Source organism: Achromobacter xylosoxidans (genome assembly GCF_001457475.1).
Classification (GTDB): domain Bacteria; phylum Pseudomonadota; class Gammaproteobacteria; order Burkholderiales; family Burkholderiaceae_B; genus Achromobacter; species Achromobacter xylosoxidans.
The window spans coordinates 1,301,128-1,322,563 of the sequence record NZ_LN831029.1 but is presented as its reverse complement, the minus strand read 5'-3'; the positions used below and the strand labels follow the sequence as shown (position 1 = coordinate 1,322,563).

21 protein-coding genes are annotated in these 21,436 nt (G+C 64.8%); 6 read left to right on the top strand and 15 right to left on the bottom strand.

Annotated elements, in window-relative coordinates; genetic code table 11:
- Positions 1-154: 154 nt before the first annotated feature.
- The 3 genes from AT699_RS06075 to icd all read right to left on the bottom strand — a co-directional run bounded on the left by AT699_RS06075 (position 155) and on the right by icd (position 4,014).
- Entirely contained in the window at positions 155-1,426 is a 1,272-nt protein-coding gene (locus AT699_RS06075) for an O-antigen ligase family protein (protein WP_024067988.1), read from the bottom strand.
- A 122-nt stretch (positions 1,427-1,548) separates the two neighbouring features.
- Complete coding sequence (locus AT699_RS06070; RefSeq protein WP_006389059.1) at positions 1,549-2,526, bottom strand: glycosyltransferase family 9 protein; 978 nt, start codon at positions 2,524-2,526, stop codon at positions 1,549-1,551.
- A gap of 231 nt (positions 2,527-2,757) precedes the next feature.
- Positions 2,758-4,014, bottom strand: a complete 1,257-nt coding sequence (icd, locus tag AT699_RS06065; RefSeq protein WP_006389058.1) for an NADP-dependent isocitrate dehydrogenase — start codon at positions 4,012-4,014, stop codon at positions 2,758-2,760.
- A 205-nt stretch (positions 4,015-4,219) separates the two neighbouring features.
- Here icd and AT699_RS06060 point away from each other — a divergent pair, with 205 nt between their 5' ends.
- On the top strand, positions 4,220-4,645 hold the full coding sequence (locus tag AT699_RS06060) for a DUF1841 family protein (RefSeq protein ID WP_006389057.1): 426 nt from the start codon (positions 4,220-4,222) through the stop codon (positions 4,643-4,645).
- 69 nt (positions 4,646-4,714) lie between these two features.
- On the opposite strand, the gene AT699_RS06055 is transcribed toward AT699_RS06060, so the two are convergent.
- Complete coding sequence (locus AT699_RS06055) at positions 4,715-5,077, bottom strand: c-type cytochrome (RefSeq protein WP_026382324.1); 363 nt, start codon at positions 5,075-5,077, stop codon at positions 4,715-4,717.
- Positions 5,078-5,092: 15 nt separating this feature from the next.
- A complete protein-coding gene (locus tag AT699_RS06050; protein ID WP_006389055.1) occupies positions 5,093-5,446 on the bottom strand; it encodes a c-type cytochrome in 354 nt (117 codons plus the stop codon).
- Positions 5,447-5,624: 178 nt separating this feature from the next.
- Here AT699_RS06050 and AT699_RS06045 point away from each other — a divergent pair, with 178 nt between their 5' ends.
- Together AT699_RS06045 and AT699_RS06040 are read left to right on the top strand one after the other, a co-directional pair.
- Positions 5,625-6,506 carry an AAA family ATPase gene (locus tag AT699_RS06045; RefSeq protein WP_006389054.1) on the top strand — a complete coding sequence of 294 codons (882 nt, stop codon included), beginning with the start codon at positions 5,625-5,627 and terminating at the stop codon, positions 6,504-6,506.
- A 22-nt stretch (positions 6,507-6,528) separates the two neighbouring features.
- Positions 6,529-7,701, top strand: a complete 1,173-nt coding sequence (locus tag AT699_RS06040; protein WP_006389053.1) for a vWA domain-containing protein — start codon at positions 6,529-6,531, stop codon at positions 7,699-7,701.
- Between the two features lie 40 nt (positions 7,702-7,741).
- Here AT699_RS06040 and AT699_RS06035 read toward each other — a convergent pair whose 3' ends face one another.
- The 3 genes from AT699_RS06035 to AT699_RS06025 all read right to left on the bottom strand — a co-directional run bounded on the left by AT699_RS06035 (position 7,742) and on the right by AT699_RS06025 (position 9,683).
- Positions 7,742-8,299 (bottom strand): GNAT family N-acetyltransferase, encoded by a 558-nt coding sequence (locus tag AT699_RS06035; RefSeq protein WP_006389052.1) that lies wholly within the window; start codon positions 8,297-8,299, stop codon positions 7,742-7,744.
- A 92-nt stretch (positions 8,300-8,391) separates the two neighbouring features.
- Positions 8,392-8,772, bottom strand: coding sequence for a hypothetical protein (locus AT699_RS06030; RefSeq protein ID WP_006389051.1), 381 nt, complete (start codon positions 8,770-8,772; stop codon positions 8,392-8,394).
- Between the two features lie 311 nt (positions 8,773-9,083).
- The gene (locus AT699_RS06025) at positions 9,084-9,683 is read right to left on the bottom strand and encodes a GNAT family N-acetyltransferase (protein WP_006389050.1); all 600 of its coding nucleotides are present in this window, start codon (positions 9,681-9,683) and stop codon (positions 9,084-9,086) included.
- A 111-nt stretch (positions 9,684-9,794) separates the two neighbouring features.
- On the opposite strand from AT699_RS06025, the gene AT699_RS06020 reads away from it, so the two are divergent.
- Positions 9,795-12,548: a M16 family metallopeptidase gene (locus tag AT699_RS06020; protein ID WP_024067986.1), complete on the top strand. Its 2,754-nt coding sequence runs from the start codon at positions 9,795-9,797 to the stop codon at positions 12,546-12,548.
- A gap of 284 nt (positions 12,549-12,832) precedes the next feature.
- Positions 12,833-13,222 carry a DUF4148 domain-containing protein gene (locus tag AT699_RS06015; protein WP_058207253.1) on the top strand — a complete coding sequence of 130 codons (390 nt, stop codon included), beginning with the start codon at positions 12,833-12,835 and terminating at the stop codon, positions 13,220-13,222.
- A 359-nt stretch (positions 13,223-13,581) separates the two neighbouring features.
- On the opposite strand, the gene dnaJ is transcribed toward AT699_RS06015, so the two are convergent.
- The 7 genes from dnaJ to hrcA all read right to left on the bottom strand — a co-directional run bounded on the left by dnaJ (position 13,582) and on the right by hrcA (position 20,400).
- Positions 13,582-14,712 carry a molecular chaperone DnaJ gene (dnaJ, locus tag AT699_RS06010; protein WP_006389047.1) on the bottom strand — a complete coding sequence of 377 codons (1,131 nt, stop codon included), beginning with the start codon at positions 14,710-14,712 and terminating at the stop codon, positions 13,582-13,584.
- A gap of 109 nt (positions 14,713-14,821) precedes the next feature.
- On the bottom strand, positions 14,822-16,747 hold the full coding sequence (gene dnaK, locus AT699_RS06005; protein ID WP_006389046.1) for a molecular chaperone DnaK: 1,926 nt from the start codon (positions 16,745-16,747) through the stop codon (positions 14,822-14,824).
- Positions 16,748-16,828: 81 nt separating this feature from the next.
- A complete protein-coding gene (locus AT699_RS06000) occupies positions 16,829-17,233 on the bottom strand; it encodes a thioredoxin family protein (RefSeq protein ID WP_006389045.1) in 405 nt (134 codons plus the stop codon).
- A 14-nt stretch (positions 17,234-17,247) separates the two neighbouring features.
- Complete coding sequence (gene grpE / locus AT699_RS05995; protein ID WP_006389044.1) at positions 17,248-17,805, bottom strand: nucleotide exchange factor GrpE; 558 nt, start codon at positions 17,803-17,805, stop codon at positions 17,248-17,250.
- A 207-nt stretch (positions 17,806-18,012) separates the two neighbouring features.
- Complete coding sequence (locus tag AT699_RS05990; RefSeq protein WP_006389043.1) at positions 18,013-18,246, bottom strand: hypothetical protein; 234 nt, start codon at positions 18,244-18,246, stop codon at positions 18,013-18,015.
- A gap of 12 nt (positions 18,247-18,258) precedes the next feature.
- Positions 18,259-19,350 carry a ferrochelatase gene (gene hemH, locus AT699_RS05985; RefSeq protein ID WP_006389042.1) on the bottom strand — a complete coding sequence of 364 codons (1,092 nt, stop codon included), beginning with the start codon at positions 19,348-19,350 and terminating at the stop codon, positions 18,259-18,261.
- Between the two features lie 45 nt (positions 19,351-19,395).
- Entirely contained in the window at positions 19,396-20,400 is a 1,005-nt protein-coding gene (gene hrcA / locus AT699_RS05980; protein ID WP_006389041.1) for a heat-inducible transcriptional repressor HrcA, read from the bottom strand.
- Between the two features lie 129 nt (positions 20,401-20,529).
- Here hrcA and AT699_RS05975 point away from each other — a divergent pair, with 129 nt between their 5' ends.
- Positions 20,530-21,429: an NAD kinase gene (locus AT699_RS05975; RefSeq protein ID WP_020924910.1), complete on the top strand. Its 900-nt coding sequence runs from the start codon at positions 20,530-20,532 to the stop codon at positions 21,427-21,429.
- Positions 21,430-21,436 lie beyond the last annotated feature (7 nt).

Sequence of the window (21,436 nt, the reverse complement as noted above, 5' to 3'; positions counted from 1 at the left end):
GCAGCAGGGTTTTAACCGACGAGGCCGGCCCGGCTTGATCTACGTCAAGCCCGTCGGGCATTTGCCGCGCAACGCGCGCGCAAAAAAAAAAGCAAGGCCATACAAGCCTTGCTTTTCATGCGGACAAGCCGCCCGCGCCGGCGGCCGTTGGCGGCTAACGCCGCGCCGCCAGGCGCTGCTGCGCCAACCCGGTGCGGGCCGACGTCAGCGCGTACAGCACCACCACCGTCAGCGCGTAGATCGGCACGCTGCGCATGTTGCGGAACATCATTTCTGACAGGCTGAAAACGAAGTATCCCAGGCAGAACAGCAAGCCGATCTGCGAACCGACATGCACCACCGGGTCGTCGCTGGCGGAACGGCGCCAGAAGATCGCCGCGGGAATCAGGTACAGGGCCAGAATGCTGAGCAAACCCAGCAAGCCGTAGCCTGCCAGTGCGCCCAGCATGTCATTGTGCGGCTCGCCGTAGCCGATCGAGACCTCCTCGGTCACCACACCCTGCTGTTCGAGCTTGGCCAATTCCGAGCGGAAGCTGGGTACGCCCACCCCCACCAGCGGACTCTCCTGGAACATCAGCCAGGAGGCTTTCCAGAGCTGTATGCGGATACCCACCGACGTGTCACGATCGTGGTGTTCATACCGGTCCAGGTCCGATATCACTTTTTTCCAGCGGCTGTCCTTGGACTGCCACGAAATCGCCGCAACGGCCGTCATCACCAGCACCAGTCCGGTCAGGAACAGCAGTTTAGTGCGCCGTGTCCAACGACGCTTGGTCAGCAGATACACCACGCCGAAAATCACCAGCAATGCCCAGCTGCTGCGCGTCTGCGAGACCCATACCGCGTAGATGCTCAGCGGCACCGCGGCGAGCTTCAACGCGGCCTCCAGGCGCGGCCAGCGTGAAAGCGTCCAGGGCAGGGTCAAGAGCGACGCCAGGCCGAAGAATATGGTCAGATCGGCGAAACCCACTGCGTTGTAGCGCCCGCCAAAATCCGATACCGCGCCCCGCCCCAGGCTCGGCGACAGGACGATGTAGATCAGCATCAACGAACCAACGATGGCGCCGAACAGCAGGCTCCATTGCACATGCCGCAACCAATTGCGCGGCACCCGCATCAACATCCAGCAAACCGGAATCGCCAGCGCAAAGCGCAGCAGTTTCTCGAACTCGGAGGAACTCCAAATGCCCAGGCTGACGTTGTTGATGAACATCACCAGCAGCGGGACACCCAGGGCAATCGCCATCGGGACCAGCTCTTTCAGCGCGAACGGCTCCCAGCGGCGCGACAGGTTGACCGCCATGGTCGCCAGGGCGATCAGGGCCGTCAGATAGATGATCACCGGTCCGCCTACGGCGCTGGTCAACGCCAGGGCGGGAATCAACAGCGTCAGGACCGCAACGCTGCGTAAAAGAAGAATGGGCATAGTTGTTCAGCCTGGCCTTTGCGGCGACCAGTCGGCGCTTCGAGGAAAAAGTGGGTGCCGGCCCGCAGGCCATGGCGGCATCGGCGGGATCGGCAACGGCTGCCGCCCCCCGCCGGCCTGCATTACGATCGAGCGACTTTCGAAGCCATGATGGATTTCTTGTAGTCTCGCGTCAGGCCTTCGAACGCCGCCATGACGCTGCCCGGCCGCAACCACTCGCGCCACAGGCGGTCGCGCCAGCGGCCTCCAGGGATATAGGCAGGGTAGGCGATGCGGGACATCGACCAACCGGGACGCCACGCCTTGGTGCGGGTCGGGCGCCCGGTCAAGGTCAGCGTCGGCACGCCCACGCTGGACGCCAGGTGGCCGACACCGGATTCATTGCCGATGAACCAGCCGCATTCGTGGATGAATGCCGCCACGTCCACCAGGGCGGGGGACTGCTGGATGGCCAGGCCGGCCTCGGTCAGGCAGGCCCACGCGGCACGCTCGTGGGGAGCCAGGATGAACACCGGTTCATAGCCCTGGCGTTGCAACCGCAGGCCCAGCTCGACGAAATGCCGCGGTGCCCAGCAACGATCCGGGCCGGTGGACGACGGATGCACCGCCACCCGCTTCTCGAAAACGCGATGGCGTCCCGCCACCGGCGGGCGCAGCCCGATGTCGGTGTCCGCCAGCGCCAGCCCGAGCTGGTCGCGGCAATAATCCCGGATTTGGTTGAGCTTGACGAAGCCCCTGCCGGTAATCACCACATGGGCGTCGTAATAGAAATAGGACGGAGCAAAAGCGTGCAGGGCATAGGGCCAGCCGACATGCATCTGCGCGGCGCAATCGTAGTCCTTCAGCACGGCGGCGGCCTGTTCCTCGGGCAGCGAAGGCCGGATGTCCATCCCTGGAAACCAATCGCGCAAGCCATAGGCGTAATCGCCAAAAATGGTCACTTCGCGCCCATGCGCGATCAGGTTGTGCGCCATGGTCATCATGAGCAGCGTGTCGCCCAATCGGGGCGCCATCAGCAGCGCGACCCGCTTGGCGTCACGCAGGCCTCGGACACTCGCCGAAGCGTCATAGGGCGGCATATTGGGGGCTGGTTGTGCCATGTCGAAGGGATATCCGCAGACTGAAAAGGAATACCGTATTGGAAACGCGGGAATTATAACGGTGTAATAATCACAATTTGATGCTTTTTGTCTCAGTGCGACGCATAAATCCACACGCGGATTCTTTCAGCTCGATGGAAACGGGCGTGAAATCAGCGCATCGCGCCCAAAAAAAACCCGCAGGCCTCGCGGCATGCGGGTTTTTGGGGCGAAGCGCAGAGACGCTCCCGATCACATGTTGTCGATCATGACCTGGCCGAAGCCCGAGCAGGACACCTGGGTCGCGCCTTCGAGCAAGCGCGCGAAGTCGTAAGTGACCTTCTTTGAGAGGATCGATTTTTCCATGCTGGAGATGATCAGGTCGGCCGCCTCGGTCCAGCCCATGTGGCGCAACATCATTTCCGCCGACAGGATCTCCGAACCCGGGTTGACGTAGTCCTTGCCCGCGTACTTCGGCGCCGTGCCGTGCGTGGCCTCGAACATGGCGACCGAATCCGACAGGTTGGCGCCCGGGGCGATGCCGATGCCGCCCACCTGCGCGGCCAGCGCGTCGGAGATGTAGTCGCCGTTCAGGTTCAGGGTGGCGATCACGTCGTATTCGGCCGGACGCAGCAGGATCTGCTGCAGGAACGCGTCGGCGATGACGTCCTTGACGATGATCTCGCGGCCGGTCTTGGGATTCTTGAACTTGCACCACGGGCCGCCGTCGATCAGCTGCGCGCCGAATTCCTTCTGCAGCAGCGCGTAGCCCCAGTCACGGAAACCGCCTTCCGTGAACTTCATGATGTTGCCCTTGTGCACCAGGGTCAGCGAGGTACGGTCATTGTCGATGACGTACTGCGCCGCCTTGCGCACCAGGCGCTCGGTGCCTTCGCGCGACACCGGCTTGATGCCGATGGACGAGGTGTTGGGGAAGCGGATCTTCTTGACGCCGAGCTTGGTCTGCAGGAACTGGATCAGTTCCTTGGCCTGCTCGCTTTCGGCCATGTATTCGATGCCGGCGTAGATGTCCTCCGAGTTCTCGCGGAAGATCACCATGTTCGTCTTTTCCGGTTCACGCACCGGCGACGGCACACCCTTGAAATACGCCACCGGACGCAGGCAGACGTACAAATCCAGCTGTTGGCGCAGCGCCACGTTCAGCGAGCGGATGCCGCCGCCGACCGGGGTGGTCAGCGGGCCCTTGATCGACACCACGTAGTCCTTGACGACCTCCAGGGTCTCGTCGGGCAGCCAGACGTCCGGGCCGTAGACCTTGGTGGCCTTCTCGCCGGCATAGACCTCCATCCAGTGGATCTTGCGCTTGCCGCCGTAGGCCTTTTGCACGGCGGCGTCGACGACCTTGATCATCACGGGGGTGATGTCCGCGCCCGTGCCATCACCCTCGATATAGGGCACGATGGGCTGATCGGGCACGTTCAGCGAGAAATCAGCGTTGACCGTGATCTTCTGGCCCCCAGCGGGCACCTTGATATGTTGGTAGGACATGAATGCTCCATTTGCTCCGAGTGGTTTTGCTGCACGCGCGCCCATCGGCCGGCATGTGGTCCGCAGGGCCGCGCGGCCCCGGCGAAACGCGCACTGGATGGCGGATAGCAACCAATTCTATATCGCATTGGGGCCGGCGGGCGGGCGGCGGACCCGCGGGCGGTAAAATAAAGCCATCTATAGCCCGCATGGCATCCTTCTACCGATGTTCAACCCTTCCCGCGACCAAGTCCGCGAATTCTTCATCGAAACCTGGCGCAAGCACCGCGCCAACCAGGTCCTGACCCCGCTGGAGGCCATGGCCCTGGACTGGATCATCGAACATCCGGAATACCATCCCGATCTTGAAAGCCCGGACGCCATGACCGCCGAGTACGCGGTCGAAAAAGGCCGCACCAATCCGTTCCTGCACCTGTCGATGCACCTTGCCATCGCCGAGCAACTGTCGATCGACCACCCGCCCGGCATCCGCAGCGCCTACCAGCGGCTGGTGGCGCGCACCGACGCGCACCAGGCCGCGCACGAGATCATGGAATGCCTGGGCCGGGTGGTCTGGGAAGCGCAGCGCCTGGGCACGCCGCTGGACAGCGATACCTACATCGACCTGATCCGCCAGCGCGCCGAACGCTGAACCGCCCGCCCAACGAAAAACCCTCGGCATGCCGAGGGTTTTTTCACTTTCGCCAGATCGAACGCGGCCTTATTTGCGCACGCCCAGGTCGCTGGGCAACGACGACAGCCAGGCGGCCACGTTGCTGATGTCCTGGTCCGACAACTGGGTGGCGAAGGCGCCCATGATGGGGTTCTTGCGCACATTGGCCGTGGCCGCGCTGCCCGAAGCGCCCCGCCGGTAGGCCTTCAGCGCATGCACCAGGTAGTCGGCATGCTGGCCGGCCAGCGTCGGATAGGCCGGGTCCACCGCCGTCTTGGCGTCGGCGCCGTGGCACGACGCGCACTGGAATTTCTCGAAGACGGCCTTGCCGGCCACCAGGTCCTGGGCCTGGGCGGCAGCGCCCGAAATGGCCAACGTCGCGCCCGCGAGGGCAAGCATGGTACGGTTCATGTGATTGCCCCCCGGTTATTTGAGATTCGAGTAGTACGCGGCCAGATCGGCGATGTCCTGGTCGGACAGGCTGCCGGCAATGGCGTCCATCGTGGGATGGCTGCGCGCGCCTTTCTTGTACTCATTGAGGGCGGTTTCGATGTATTTCGCGTTCTGCCCAGCGATCATCGGCACGTGGTAAAGCTCGGGAAACGTTGCCTTGTAGCCTTCGATGCCGTGACAACCGATGCACATGGACACCTTGTCGCGGGCGTTCTGGACATTGCCGACCGGGGCTGCATCTGCGGCGCTTGCCTGGCCGGCGATCGCACAGGATGCCAGCGCGGCCAGCAGGGAAACCGAGTACTTCCGAGAGAATCGCAACTTCATTGGGATGGCTCTTCTTGGTATGGCTTGAGGACTAGGGCCTGCTCACACGGAAAGGCCCCCGGCAAACACGTTGCGGGTCGAACCCAACTGCAAAACCGCCTGATTGTACGATAATTGCTCAGGATTAATACCTGAAAATGGCCTTGATCCCCATCAACCCCGAGAAGTCCGCTGATCCATGTCCGCTGCCCAGACCGCTCCTTCCGCACCGCAAGCACGCTTCGATGGCACCGATCGCTACGTCGCCACCGATGACCTGAAGCTCGCCGTAAACGCCGCCCTGACACTGCAGCGCCCGCTGCTGATCAAGGGCGAACCCGGCACCGGCAAGACCATGCTGGCCGAGGAAGTGGCGCGCGCGCTGGACCGCCCCTTGCTGCAGTGGCACATCAAGTCCACCACCAAGGCGCATCAGGGTCTTTACGAATACGACGCGGTGTCGCGCCTGCGCGACTCGCAGCTCGGCGACGAAAAAGTCCGCGACATCCGCAACTACATCGTGCAGGGCACGCTGTGGCAGGCTTTCGAGGCCGAGCAGCCGGTGGTGGTGCTGATCGACGAGATCGACAAGGCCGACATCGAATTCCCCAACGACCTGCTGCGCGAACTGGACCGCATGGAGTTCCATGTGTACGAAACGCGCCAGACCATCGCCGCGCGCCACCGCCCGCTGGTCATCATCACCTCCAACAACGAGAAGGACCTGCCCGACGCCTTCCTGCGCCGCTGCTTCTTCCACTACATCCGCTTCCCCGACCGCGAGACCATGCGCGACATCGTCGCGGTGCACTTCCCCGAACTCAAGCAGGACGTGCTGCGCGCGGCGCTCGACACCTTCTTCAGCCTGCGCGACGCGCCGGGCCTGAAGAAGAAGCCGTCGACCTCCGAGTTGCTGGACTGGCTGCGCCTGCTGCTGGCCGAGGACGTCAGCGCCGCGCAGATCGACGCGCACACCGCCACCGCGGTGCCGCTGATGGCCGGCGCCCTGCTCAAGAACGAACAGGACGTGCACCTGCTGGAACGGCTCGCCGCCATGACCCGCGGCGCCCAGCGCCGCTGACGTTTCACTCACGGCGGCCGCCATGCTGATCGACTTCTTCTACCACCTGCGGGCCCACAAGCTGCCGGTCTCGGTGCAGGAATACCTGACGCTGGTGGACGCCTTGCGCCAGGACGTGATGACGCCCACGCTGGACGACTTCTACTTCCTGGCGCGCACCGCGCTGGTCAAGGACGAAGCGCTCTACGACCGCTACGACAAGGCCTTCGGCGCCTACTACAAGGGCATCGAGGCCGCGCTGCCGGCGGGCAAGGACATCCCGCTGGACTGGCTCATCAAGCAGTTCGAGAAGAGCCTGACGCCGGAAGAGAAGGCCGCCATCGAGAGGCACGGCTGGGACAAGCTGATGGAGCTCTTCAAGGAACGCATGGAAGAGCAAAAGGAACGCCACGCCGGCGGCAGCAAATGGATCGGCACCGGCGGCACCTCGCCCTTCGGCAACGGCGGCTACCACCCCGAAGGCATCCGCGTCGGCGGCCAGTCGGCCGGCAACCGCAGCGCGGTCAAGGTCTGGGACATGCGCCAGTTCAAGGACTACGACGACCAGGTCGAGCTGGGCACGCGCAACTTCAAGGTCGCGCTGCGCCGCCTGCGGCGCTTCGCGCGCGAAGGCGCCGAACTCGAACTGGACCTGGACGACACCATCGCCAGCACCGCGCGCAATGCCGGGCACCTGGACCTGCGCATGGTCCCGGAGCGCCACAACACGGTCAAGGTACTGATGCTGCTGGACGTCGGCGGCAGCATGGACGACCACATCGGCCGCGTCGAGGAACTGTTCTCCGCGGCTCGCAGCGAGTTCCGCAACCTCGAGGTCTACTACTTCCACAACTGCCCCTACGAGAGCCTGTGGCAGAGCAACCGCCGGCGCCAGAACGAACGCTTCGACACCTGGGACGTGCTGCGCAAGTACAACCCCGACTGGCGCCTGATCATCGTCGGCGACGCCACCATGAGCCCCTACGAGATCCTGCAGCCGGGCGGCTCGGTCGAGCACTACAACAAGGAACCCGGCGCGCAGTGGATGCGCCGGCTGCTGGACGCCTGGCCCAAGTCCGTGTGGCTCAACCCCGAGCCCACCGCGTCGTGGCAGTACCGCCAGTCGATCGCGCTGATGCGCGACATCATGCAGGACCGCATGTACCCCGTGACGGTCGCGGGTCTGGAACAGGCGATGCGAGTGCTGTCGAAGTGACGCGCCGCCGCGCCTGGCGGCGCCGTCCCCGTGGCTCGCTTCAGCCGTCCACCGGCTGCGCCGGCGTATCCAGGGTCAACTGGTAGAAAGCCAGGTCGAGCCAGCGACCGAACTTGAAGCCGGCCTCGCGGATGGTGCCGGCATGCACGAATCCCAGCTTCTCATGCAGCTTGATGCTGCCCTGGTTGGCCGCGTCGATGCCGCCGATCATCAGGTGCACCTGGTTGGCGCGGGCGCGTTCGATCAGCACGCGCATCAGCGCCTCGCCCAAGCCCCGCCCGCGAAAGCGGCCGTCGACATACACGGAATGCTCGACCGAGTACTTGTAGGCCGGCCAGGCGCGGAACGTGCCGTAGCTGGCGAACGCCATCAGCTCGCCCGCCGCGTTCTCGAATCCCACCACCGGGAAGCCGCCGGCGGCCTTGGCCTGGAACCAGCCCAGCATCGCCTCGCGCGGCCGCGGCTTGTAGTCGTACAGCGCGGTGGAAGTGGCGATGGCTTCGTTGAAGATGGCCAGGATCTGGTCCGCATGGCGCTCGTGCGTGCAATCGACCAGGATGGCGCCGCCCGGGGCGCCGTTGTCAGCGTGCGTAGTCATGGCGCGGATTGTAGCGAGCCGCCTTGCCGATGGGACAAAAAAAACCGGCGATGGCGCCGGTTCAGTGACGGTACTGCCGCTTCTGGCCACTCTCAGGCGGCGCGGCTCTCCACAGATCGGTGCGCGCCTTCGGCCATGCTGCGCATCCCGGGGCATTGGCGCCAGGACAGCTCGTCGGCGTCCATATCCAGGTCGAACAGGTCATTGGCCGCGGGCCACGGATGCTGGCGCGCCTCGGCGCCCTCCATCTCGAGCACATGCCCCGCAAAGCCTCGCGGCGAGCCTCCGCATTCGGCGAAATAGCGCTGCGTGCGCAGGTCCACCACATAGGTGGTCATGTCATGGGTCAGTATGGCCACGAATTGGCCGTCATCACTGGCATAAGCGTACTGAAACTGTCCTTTGATGCGGTCGCCGCTCATGGGGCTGCCGGTCAATTGGGACAAGGCACGCGTGACGATCTCGGTCAGCATGGGTCGTTCCTCCGAAAGATGCGCCGGCAGGATGCCGGCGGCGAAGGCGCGAACAGCAAGCACCGTCGTCGCCCGCGGGGCGGGGTCGCGATCCGGCATGGGGCAGGTCTGCGACCCGGCGGGGCGGCGGCTGGCGTTGGACGGGAAACCTGTAGACGGCTGTCGCGCGTCCCGTCGACAACAGCAACTACGTTCTGCAAAGCTTACACCCGCGCCCGTCCCGACCTCAAATCGGCCTGGCCACGCCAGCGTGTTGCGTTGCACCAGCCCCGGTTGCCAAGGCTTGCCGGCCCCTATCGCCCCATCAGTCCTTATGCGGCCGCGACCGGCTCCGCGCCTGTTCCTGCGTCACCATTTTTCCGCGCCCGCCAGGCCTCGCGCGCCAGCCGATACAACACATGCGTCTTCAAGGGATGGCCGTCCGGCACCGCCGGATGCGCGAAGCGCGCTGCTTCCTCGCGCATGCCCAGGCGCCGCATCACCGCGCGCGACGGCTCGTTCTCCGGAACCGTGAACGCCACGATCTCGGAAAGACCGACCTGCTCGAATCCCACCCGCAGCGCGGCCTGCGCGGCTTCGCTGGCATAGCCCCTGCCCCAATAGGGCGCGGCCAGGCGCCAGCCGATTTCCACGCCGGGCGCGAACGGCAGCGTCGGCGCCAGCGCCTTGATCCCGACGAATCCGATGAACGGCGCGACGCCCGGCGCTTCGACGGCCCAGAATCCCCAACCGTATTCGTCGATGCCCGCGGCCAACCGGTCGGCCAACGCGTCGCTTTGCGCCGCGCTCATCGGCAGAAGGTAGCGGGTCACGCGCGCATCCGTATTCATGGCGGCGAACGGCTTGCGGTCGGCAGCCAGCCACTGTCGCAGCACCAGCCGGGGAGTCTCGATTTCAAGGGATAGCGACATGCGCGGTTTTCCAGACAGAATGACGGAGCGGCGCGCGGGGGCCCAAGACCCTGAACCATTCACACCGTATACACTCCAACGGATTCTGCCATGCCAAAGGAATAGTCCGCCATGCGCCTGTCCATATCGAAGCTGCCGCGCCCCCTGGGCGCGCTGCTGTTTTCATCCTTCCTGGCCTTCCAGGCCGGAGCCGCCAGCCTGCCGGCCGGCGTCACGGAGGCCGCCTCGATTGAAGGCATCACCGAATACCGCCTCAGCAACGGCCTGCGCGTCCTGCTGGTTCCCGACGAATCCAAGCCCTCGACCACGGTCAACATGACCTACCTGGTCGGCTCACGCAACGAGAACTACGGCCAGACCGGCATGGCCCACCTGCTCGAACACATGCTGTTCAAGGGCACGTCCACCACCCGCAACGCCATGGGCGAATTCTCGCGCCGCGGCCTGCAGGCCAACGGCTCGACCTCCAGCGACCGCACCAACTATTTCGCCAGCTTCGCCGCCAACCCCGACACCCTCAAGTGGTACCTCGGCTGGCAGGCCGACGCCATGGTCAATTCCCTGATCGCCAAGGAAGACCTCGATTCCGAAATGACCGTGGTGCGAAACGAGATGGAAAGCGGCGAGAACAGCCCTTTCCGCATCCTCATGCAGAAGATGCAGGCGGCCGCCTTCCAGTGGCACAGCTACGGCAAGAACACCATCGGCGCCCGCTCCGACGTCGAGAACGTCGACATCGGCCAGTTGCGCGCCTTCTATCACCAGTACTACCAGCCCGACAACGCGGTGCTGATCGTGGCCGGCAAGTTCGATCCGCAGGCCACGCTGGCCGACATCGAATCCACGCTGGGCAAGCTGCCCAAGCCGGACCGCCAGCTGCCACCGGAATACACCGTCGAACCGGCCCAGGACGGCGAGCGCGCCGTCACCCTGCGCCGCACCGGCGGCACGCCGCTGGTCGCCGCGATGTACCACATCCCGGCCGCCGGCAGCCCCGACTTCGTGCCGTTCGACCTGGCCACCACCATCCTGGCCGATACGCCGTCCGGCCGCCTCTACCATGCGCTGGTGCCGACCAAGCTGGCCTCGGGCGTGTTCGGCTTCACCATGGAAAACCTGGATCCGGGCCTGGCGATGTTCGCCGCTCAACTGACCCCGGGCAAGAGCCAGGACGCGGCCATGAAGGCGCTCACCGGCACGCTCGAGACGCTGGGCAAGAAACCCTTCACCCAACAGGAACTCGACCGCGCGCGCAGCAAATGGCTGACCTCGTGGGAGCAGACCTACAGCGATCCCGAACAAGTCGGCGTGGCGCTGTCCGAAGCCATCGCCGCCGGCGACTGGCGCCTGTTCTTCCTGCAGCGCGACCGCGCCCGCAAGGCCACGCTGGCCGAGGTGCAGCAGGCGGCCACCACCTACCTGGTGCAAAGCAATCGCATCGAAGGCCGCTACATCCCGACCGACAAGCCGCTGCGCGCGCCGCAGACGCAACGGGTCGACCTGACCGCGGTGTTCAAGGACTACAAGGGCGACCCCGACTTCAAGGCGGCATCCGCGTTCGATCCCACTCCGCAGAACATCGACCGCCTGACCCAGCGCAAGACGCTGGACCTGCCCAACGGCCCGGTGCAGCTGGCGTTGCTGCCCAAGGCTACCCGCGGCAACCGCGTGCAGGCGCAGATGCTGATCCAGTTCGGCAACGAAAAAGACCTGCTCGGCCAGCGCGTGAACTCCAGCGCCGTGGCCGACCTGCTGGCCCGCGGCACGGCCAAGCTGTCGCGCCAGGACATCCAGGACCGCCTCGACAAACTGCAGGCCGAGCTGGGCTTCAGCGGCGGCGGCACCACGCTCAGGATCGCCATGTCGACCAAGCGTGAAAACCTGCCCGAACTGACCCGCCTCGCCCTGGACATCGTGCGCAACGCCAACTTCCCCAAGGAACAGCTCGAGGAACACCAGCGCCAGCTCGAAACCTCGATCCAGAACGCCATGACCGAGCCGCAGGCCCTGGCCGGACGCGCCCTGGCCCGCCAGGACAATCCGTGGCCCGCCAACGACCTGCGCTACGTACCGACGTTCGAGGAATCCCTGGCCGGCGTGCGCGCGCTGAACCGTGACGCACTGGTCAAGTTCCACGCCAAGTTCTACGGCGCCGGCAAGATCGAGTACTCGGCCGTCGGCGACTTCGAGCCCGAAGCCGTCGAAAAGGCCGTCAAGGATGGCCTGGCGGGCTGGAAACGCGCCCCCGCCTACACCCGTGTCGGCAATCCGTACCGCGACATCCCGGCCAAGCAGTTCGACATCGAGACTCCGGACAAGGCCAATGCGTTCTATATCTCGCGCATGCCCCTGAAGCTGCAGGACAGCGACGCCGACTACCCGGCGCTGTACCTGGCCAACTACCTGTTCGGCGCTTCGGAGACCTCGCGCCTGTGGAACCGTGTGCGCGAGACCGAAGGCCTGTCCTACAACGTGCGCAGCTCGCTGTCGGTGTCCTCGTTCGAACCCAGCGCCAGCTGGACCATGTACGCCATCTACGCGCCGCAGAACCGCGAGCGCCTGGAAAAAGCCATCGGCGAGGAACTGGCCCGTGTGCTCAAGGACGGCTTCACCGACAAGGAAATCTCCGAAGGCATCACCGCCCTGCTGAACTACCGCAACCTGGCCCGCGCCCAGGACGATGTGCTGGCCGGCACCTGGCTCGACTACCTGCAACGCGGCCGCACCTTCGAATGGTCGGCCGAAATGGACAGGAAGATCACCGCCCTCACCCCTGACGTGGTCAACGCGGCGTTGCGCAAGTACCTGCGCCCGGACGGCTTCAGCACCGCCGTCGCCGGTGACTTCAAGAAAAAGGCGCCCTGACGCCACGCCTTCCGGCATCCGACGCCCCTGCTCCGGCAGGGGTTTTTTTTGCCTGTCCGCAACCCCGTTCCCCTCATGAGGGACGGGCTGGACGCATGACCATGCCATAAACGGGGAGATTTCTTATCCAAATGCTTATTACCCATCCATTTGGAAAGATGTTTTCAAGATATACGGGTTTATCCCAGGTGAGATGACGCGCACAATTCAGTCATCGGGAACAAACAACGAACCACGACGGAGGGCCGCCGGATTCGGCCCCGTCTACAACATTGGAGGTCATTATGAAAACCCTGACGACTACCCTTCTGATTTCCCTAGCCTTGGCCGGCGCCGGCGCGCAAGCCGCCGGTGTCGAGCAAGCCAAGTCGAGCGCCCAGGTCGCGACCGAACTGCAACAAGCCAAGGTCAGCGGCCAATACACCTTCGGCGAGCTGGACTACCCGCCCGCCCTGCCCCAGGCCACCAGCCTGAGCTCGCAGGAAGTGCAGGCCCAGCTGCAACAAGCCAAGACCAGCGGCGAATACACCTTCGGCGAACTGCCATACCCGCCGGTCGTGGCAGCGCCTGCCGCCGGCAAGAGCCGCGCCGAAGTCCAGCAGGAACTTGCCCAGGCCAAGGCCAGCGGCCAATACACGTTCGGCGAGCTCGAATACCCGCCGATCACCCGGTGAGCTGCTTGCTGTAGCCCGACCGGCCTCGGACGGCATCATGGTTCGGGGTCGGTATTTTCCGGCAACGGCGGCAGAACTGTAGCAGTGGAAGTAGCAGGACCTGTAGTAGCAGTACGAAGTCTGTTTTGGAAGAGGCAGCAACTGTAGTTAGCAAGACCCGTAGTTAGCAGCACCCGTAGTCAGCAGTACGAAGTCTGAAGCAAGAAGTAGCAGTACCCGTAGTGAAACCGCGGCGCAAGCCGCGGTTTTTTTTCGCCCCGACGTCGTGCCGCCTGCCACAATGAAAGCGGCCCAGGGTCCGGATACCTCCAGACCCTGGGCCGTGGTCCGCCGCAATGGCGGGAGTCAGGTCAGGCGATTCAGCTGAAAAATTCCTTGACGCGATCGGTCCAGGACTTGCTTTGCGGCGAGTGGCGGTCGCCGCCGTCGTTCAGCGAGGCCTCGAACTGGCGCAGGATGTTCTTCTGGTCATCGCTCAGGCGCACCGGCGTCTCGACCACCACGTGGCAGTACAAGTCGCCCGGATAGCTGCCGCGCACGCCGCGGATGCCCTTGCCGCGCAGGCGGAAGGTCTTGCCGGACTGCGTGCCCTCGGGAATCGAGATCTCGGCCTTGCCGCCCAGCGTCGGCACCTGCAGTTCACCGCCCAGCGCCGCCGTGGTGAACGGGATGGTCAGTTCGCAGTGCAGGTCGTCGCCATCGCGCTGGAAGATCTTGTGCTGCTTGATGTGGATTTCCACATACAGGTCGCCCGGCGGGCCGCCATTGATGCCCGGCTCGCCATTGCCGCTGGAGCGGATGCGCATGCCGTCGTCGATACCGGCCGGGATCTTGACCTGCAAGGTCTTGTTGCGGCGGATGCGGCCGACGCCATCGCAGGCCACGCACGGATCGGTGATCTCCTTGCCGTTACCGTGGCAGGTCGGGCAGGTCTGCTGGACGCTGAAGAAGCCCTGCTGCATGCGCACCGCGCCGGAGCCGCCGCAGGTGCGGCAGGTCTTGGGCGAGGTGCCGGGCTTGGCGCCGGAACCGTGGCAGGTGTCGCAGTTTTCCCAGCTGGGCACGCGGATCTCGGTGTCGAAGCCGGCCGCTGCCTGCTCCAGCGTGATTTCCAGCGCGTACTTCAAGTCGGCGCCGCGGTACACCTGGGGACCGCCGCCGCGGCGGCCACCGCCGCCACCGCCGAAGATCTCGCCGAAGATGTCGCCAAAGGCGTCGGCGAAGCCACCGCCCATGCCGCCGCCGCCCATGCCCGCGGCGTTGGGGTCGACGCCCGCGTGGCCGTAGCGGTCGTACGCGGCGCGCTTCTGTTCATCACCCAGGACCTCGTAGGCTTCCTTGGCTTCCTTGAACTTCTCTTCGGCTTCCTTGCTGTCCGGATTGCGGTCCGGATGGTATTTCATGGCCAGCTTTCGATAGGCCTTCTTGAGTTCGTCGTCCGAGGCATTTTTTGCCACGCCCAGGACGTCGTAATAGTCGCGTTTTGCCATGATCGGTGGGCTCGGGGGAGAGCCTTCTTTTCAGTGCTACAGAATGAGTTCGCCCGGTAGGCGGATTTCTCCGGCTACCGGGCGGCAGAGGCAGGTCAGCGCCCGGCCATTATTGGTCGCGCTTGACTTCCTTGAAGTCGGCGTCGACGACGTTATCGTCCACCGGCTTCGCGTTGTCGGCGGCCTGCTGCTGGCCGGCCGCTTGCTGCGCCTGCATGTCGGCGTACATCTTTTCGCCGAGCTTCTGCGAGGCGGTCGACAGGGCTTCGACCTTGGCGTCGATGGCGGCCTTGTCGCCATCCTTCAGCGTGTCTTCCAGCTCCTTGATGGCCGCTTCGATGCTTTCCTTCTCGGACGCCTCGAGCTTGTCGCCGTATTCGGTCAGCGACTTGCGGGTGGCGTGCACCAGCGCATCGGCCTGGTTGCGGGCCTGGGCCAGCTCGGCGACGCGGTGATCTTCCTCGGCATTGGCCTCGGCATCCTTGACCATGCGCTGGATCTCGTCTTCCGACAGACCCGAGTTGGCCTTGATGGTGATCTTGTTTTCCTTGCCGGTGCCCTTGTCCTTGGCCGAAACGTGCAGGATGCCGTTGGCGTCGATGTCGAACGTGACTTCGATCTGCGGCATGCCGCGCGGCGACGGCGGGATCCCTTCGAGGTTGAACTCGCCCAGGGCCTTGTTGCCCGCGGCGATTTCGCGCTCGCCCTGGAACACCTTGATCGTCACGGCCGGCTGGTTGTCGTCGGCGGTCGAGAACGTCTGCGAGAACCGGGTCGGGATGGTCGTGTTCTTCTGGATCATCTTGGTCATCACACCGCCCAGGGTTTCAATACCCAGGGACAGGGGGGTGACGTCCAGCAGCAGCACGTCCTTGCGGTCGCCCGACAGCACGGAACCCTGGATGGCGGCGCCAGCGGCGACGGCTTCGTCGGGGTTCACGTCCTTGCGCGGATCCTTGCCGAAGAATTCCTTCACCTTTTCCTGGACCTTGGGCATGCGGGTCATGCCGCCGACCAGGATCACGTCGTCGATGTCGGAAACCTTCACGCCGGCGTCCTTGATGGCCACGCGGCAGGGCTCGATGGTGCGTTCGATCAGTTCCTCGACCAGCGCTTCCAGCTTGGCGCGCGTGATCTTCAGGTTCAGGTGCTTCGGACCCGAGGCGTCGGCCGTGATGTACGGCAGGTTGATCTCGGTCTGCTGGCTGGAGGACAGCTCGATCTTGGCCTTTTCGGCGGCTTCCTTCAGGCGCTGCAGGGCCAGCACGTCCTTGGACAGATCGACGCCTTGTTCCTTCTTGAACTCGCCGATGATGTAGTCGATGATGCGCTGGTCGAAGTCTTCGCCGCCCAGGAAGGTGTCGCCGTTGGTCGACAGCACTTCGAACTGCTTTTCGCCATCGACGTCGGCGATTTCGATGATGGACACGTCGAACGTGCCGCCGCCCAGGTCATACACGGCGATCTTGCGGTCGCCCTTTTCGGTCTTGTCCAGGCCGAAGGCCAGCGCGGCCGCGGTCGGCTCGTTGATGATGCGCTTGACTTCCAGGCCGGCGATGCGGCCGGCATCCTTGGTGGCCTGGCGCTGGCTGTCGTTGAAGTAGGCCGGCACCGTGATGACGGCCTCGGTCACTTCCTCGCCCAGGTAGTCCTCGGCGGTCTTCTTCATCTTGCGCAGCACGTCGGCCGACACTTGGGGAGGCGCCATCTTCTTGCCACGCACTTCCACCCAGGCGTCGCCGTTGTCGGCCTTGACGATGGCATAGGGCATCAGGTTGATGTCCTTCTGCACCGCCTTTTCCTCGAACTTGCGGCCGATCAGGCGCTTCACCGCGTACAGGGTGTTCTTGGGGTTGGTCACTGCCTGGCGCTTGGCGGGCGCGCCCACCAGGGTTTCGCCGTCGTCCATGTAGGCGACGATCGAGGGGGTGGTGCGGGCGCCTTCGGCGTTTTCGATGATCTTGACCTGACCGCCGTCCATGACAGCCACGCAGCTGTTGGTCGTGCCCAGGTCGATGCCAATAATTTTGCTCATGGTCGGGTTACCTTGGATAAATCTGTGAAATTGGAGAGAAATTTCCTGTCCCCACATAACTGGGGCTGCCCGCAGGGTTTTTCAAGACGCCTGGCTGGAATTTTCCGCCGGGGTTTCCTGCAGGCGCCGGATCGCCGCCGTGAACTGGGGCAATCCGGGCCAACCGGTAATGCGGCCGAGCCGCTTTCCGGCCCGGTAAAGCACAAAAGTGGGGACGCCATGCAGGGAAAAGCGACGACCCAGGGGTTCGTCGGCGTAGACGTCAGCCTCGAACCAGGTCAGGCCCAGGCCCAGCAGGGTTTCCTGGTGCAGCAATGCCGCCTGCTTGAAGAGATTGCAGTTATAGCAATCCTGGCCCCACAGGAACACGCAGCGCAGGTCCGATCCCGGCGCCTGGACCACGGCCGCGTCGAATCCCGCGGAGTCGACATGCCGCATGTCGAAGACCGCGAAGACCTGCGCCGGGTCGAAACGGGGATCGGTCATGGCGCGCCGCCCGCTCAGCCTTGGCCGGCGGACACCACTACCAGCGCCGGGCGCAGCGTGCGATCGGCGATGACGTAGCCTTTCTGCAGCAGTTGCACCACCGTGTTGGCGGGCTGCTCGGCGGGAATCGACGAAATGGCCTGGTGCAGGTGCGGATCGAACTTGTCGCCCTGGACCGGCGCGATTTCCTTGAGCAGGTTGCGCTCGAAGGCGGCGGCCAGCTGCTTGAGCGTCACTTCGACGCCTTCGCGCAGCGTGTCCACGGTCTGGTCGGCCTGGGCCAGCGCGGCCTCCAGGCTGTCCTTGACCGGCACCAGGCTTTCCGCGAACGACTCGATGCCGAACTTGCGCGCCTTGGAGACTTCCTCCTGGGCGCGGCGGCGCACGTTCTCGGCTTCGGCGCGCACGCGCAGAAGCTGGTCCTGCTGCTCATTGACGGTAGCCTGGGCCGCGTCCAGCTGGGCGCGCAACTCGTTCAGCTCGGCCTGCGCGGCGTCCTGGGCGGCGGGGGCCGCATCGGCGTCATCGCCGAATCCGGGCGTCTGATCTACAGGCTCGTTGGGTGCCGTCATGGGGAATCCTCCAAAAAGAATGGCTTTCGCAGACATGAATGGGGGCCAATACCCCTATTTCAAGCCCGGGAAAGCAAATATTCCCCGTCGCGGACCACCCTTGGGACGGGGCGGAATCCACGGCAAAAAGCCCGCCGTTTTCCTGGAGCCCCTCCAGACGCCCAGGATCAGGGGGCAAAATGCCCGTCCGGCCCGGTCAACGACAGGTCATTTCTTGCCCGGCTGGGCCGGGGCCGGCGCGTCGCTGGCGGGAAAGGTGTCTTTCAGGGCCCGGTCGACGGCAGGGTCGTCGTCGGGTTCCGGGTTGATGGCGATCGGGTCGCTTGCGGGGAAGGTCTCGGCCAGCGCCTCGTCCAGCTCGTGTTCGACCTGATCCTCGTCCACCGGGGTGCTGACGTTCCCCTTTTTCACAATCTTGCCCGTCTTGGGATCATGGTGCATGCGCCCTCTCCTTCAAGTCCGTGAATGCGTGGGCCACCCCTGCAAGTGCCGTTCCACCAGAGTGGCCAACCCTGCGATCCAGGCCGGATCGTCGTTCAGCGCCGGAATGTAACGGAATTGCCTGCCGCCCGCGCCAAGAAAGGCGTCGCGGCACTCCAGGCTGATCTCTTCCAGGGTTTCCAGACAGTCTGCCACAAATCCCGGACACACCACATCCACCTCGGTCACACCCGAGGCGGCCAGCGCCTTGAGGGTGGGTTCGGTATAGGGCTCGAGCCAGCGGGCGGTGCCGAAGCGGCTCTGGAAGGTCACTTCGATCTGCTCGCGCGGCAGCGAGAGGCGCTGCGACAGCAGCCGCGCGGTTTCCATGCAGTCGCGGTAATACGGATCGCCCAGCTCGATGGAATAACGCGGCAATCCGTGGAAACTCATGACCAGTTTCTGCGGCTTGCCGTGCTCGCGCCAATGCGCCTCGATGCTGGCGGCCAGCGGATCCAGGTAGAGGGGTTCCTGGTGGAAGCGCTTGATGAAGCGCATTTCCGGCTGGTCGCGCAGCCGGGCCGCATGGCGCGTGACGGCATCGACCACGGTGGCGGTGGTGCTGGCGGCATACTGCGGGTACAGCGGCACGGTCAGGATGCGTTCGCATCCTTGCGCCCGCAAGCGCGAGATGGCGTCGGGGATCGAGGGATTGCCGTAGCGCATGCCCAGCTCGACCACCGCCTCGACGCCGGCGGCGCTCAAGGCCGCCTGCACGCCTTCGGCCTGGCGGCGGCTGTAGACCATCAGCGGCGAGCCGTCCTTGAGCCAGACGCCGGCATAGCGCGGCTCCAGTTTCTTGGGACGCAGCGTCAGCACCAGGCCGTGCAGGATCGGCTTCCAGAGATAGCGCGGGATTTCGATCACGCGGGGATCCGACAGGAATTCGCCCAGGTACTTGCGGATGTCCTTCTTGCCAGGGGTGTCCGGCGTGCCAAGGTTCACCAGCAGCACGCCGACCTTGCCTTCGACCCGCGGCGGCGGATCTTCGTTGAAGGGGTCTTCCTGCTCGGCTTCGGGCAGGTAGCGTTCAGGCCAGAGATACTTGAACAGGCGAAGAAACACAAAAACTCCCCTTCCTCCGCCAGGAGGATGTCGGTTCGGGTGGGACTACTGGTTGTGGCTGAGGGCGTTGGACAGCAGGCGCGCCGTGATGTCCACGATCGGGATGACGCGCTCGTAGGCCATGCGGGTCGGGCCGATCACGCCGAGCGTGCCGACCACCTTGCCGTCCACGCCGTAGGGCGCGGTGATGACCGAGACCTCTTCCATCGGCACCAGCTGGGAATCGCCGCCGATGTAGATCTGCACCCCCTGCGCCCGGCTCGACACGTCGAGCAGCTGCAGCAGGTCGGTCTTTTTCTCGAACAGCGAGAACATCTTGCGCAGGCGGTCCATGTCGGACGCGATGTCGGTGACGTCGAGCAGCTTGCGCTCGCCCGAGATGACCACGGCGTCGCCATCCTCGGCCGCTTCGGCGCTGGCCTCGACCGCCGCCTGCATCAGCCGGGAGATGTCTTCGCGCAACTGCGCCAGTTCGGTCGAGAGGGTGCGCCGCACCGCGTCGAAGGACTTGCCGGCGAAATGGACGTTGAAGAAATTGCCCGCCTCCAGCAGTTCGGCCTCGGCGTAGTCGCGCTGCACGAACAGGATGCGGTTCTGCACGTCGCCGTCGGGCGTGACGATGATCAGCAGCACGCGCTTGTCGGACAGGCGGATGAATTCGATCTGGCGAAAGACCTGGGCCCGCTTGGGAGTCAGCACCACGCCGGCGAACTGGGTCAGGTTCGACAGCAGCGCCGCGGCGGCGTTGACCGCGCGGGTGGGCTCGGCCGCCGCCAGCATGTCGCCCATGTTGTGGGGTTCGAGCTGGTAGGACTGCACCGCCAGCAGCGAATCGACGAACATGCGGTAGCCACGGGGCGTGGGAATGCGCCCCGCGGACGTGTGCGGACTGTGGATCAGGCCCAGTTCTTCCAGGTCCGCCATGACGTTGCGGATGGTCGCGGGCGACAGATCGAAAACCTTCGATAGCGTCCGCGAGCCGACTGGTTGCCCATCGGCGATGTAGCGTTCGATCAACGCTTTCAGTAATGCGCGTGCGCGGTCATCCATAGCGGGTATTTTAGGGAATCTTTTCCAATTAAGGCGATTTTTGTCCCGCAAGCCGATATGCGGCCCCATATAATCGGCTAACAGGCCCGATTCCGGACCGATTTCGTTTTTCTGATTCGCCTCGCCACCATGCACTTTCCTACCGTCGCGCTGATCGGCAGATACCAGGACACCGGCCTGGCCACTCCGCTAAGGGCGCTCGCGCACGCGCTCACGCAGGCCGGGCGGCAGGTGCTCGTCGATGCCGACACGGCCCGCAACACCGGCCTCACGGAATACCCGGTCGCCACTTACGAAGAGATCGGCAAGGATGCGTCGCTGGCGGTGGTCATGGGCGGCGACGGCACGGTGCTGGGCGCCGCGCGCCACCTCGCGCCCTACGGCGTGCCGGTGGTCGGCATCAACCACGGCCACCTGGGTTTCATCACCGACATTCCCGTGCAGGACGCGCACGGCGCGCTGACGCGCGTGCTGGAGGGCAACTTCCAGATCGAAGAGCGCATGCTGCTCGAAGGCAGCGCCTGGCGCGGCGACCAGCAGATGTACGCGGCCTCGGCCCTGAACGACGTGGTGCTGAACCGCGCCGGGCGCGGCGGCATGATCGAGGTGCGCGTCGAACTCGACGGCGCCTTCATGTACACGCAACGCGCCGACGGCCTGATCATCGCCACGCCCACCGGCTCGACCGCCTATGCGCTGTCGGCCAACGGCCCGATCCTGCACCCCGGCATGAACGCCATGGTGCTGGTGCCGGTGGCGCCGCAGACCCTGTCCAACCGTCCCATCGTCATTCCCGACAGCGGCGTGCTGAACATGACGCTCACCGCCATGGGCCGCGTCGAAGTCGGGGCCAGCGTGCATTTCGACATGCAGACCTGGTCCGACCTGCAGCCCGGCGACCGCATCGTGGTGCAGCGCGCGCCCTACACCATCCGCTTCGTGCATCCGGAAGGCTACAGCTTCTTTTCCACCCTGCGCCGCAAGCTGCACTGGAACCTGATGCCGCAGGCCACCGACAACGTAGAGTAGTAAGCGC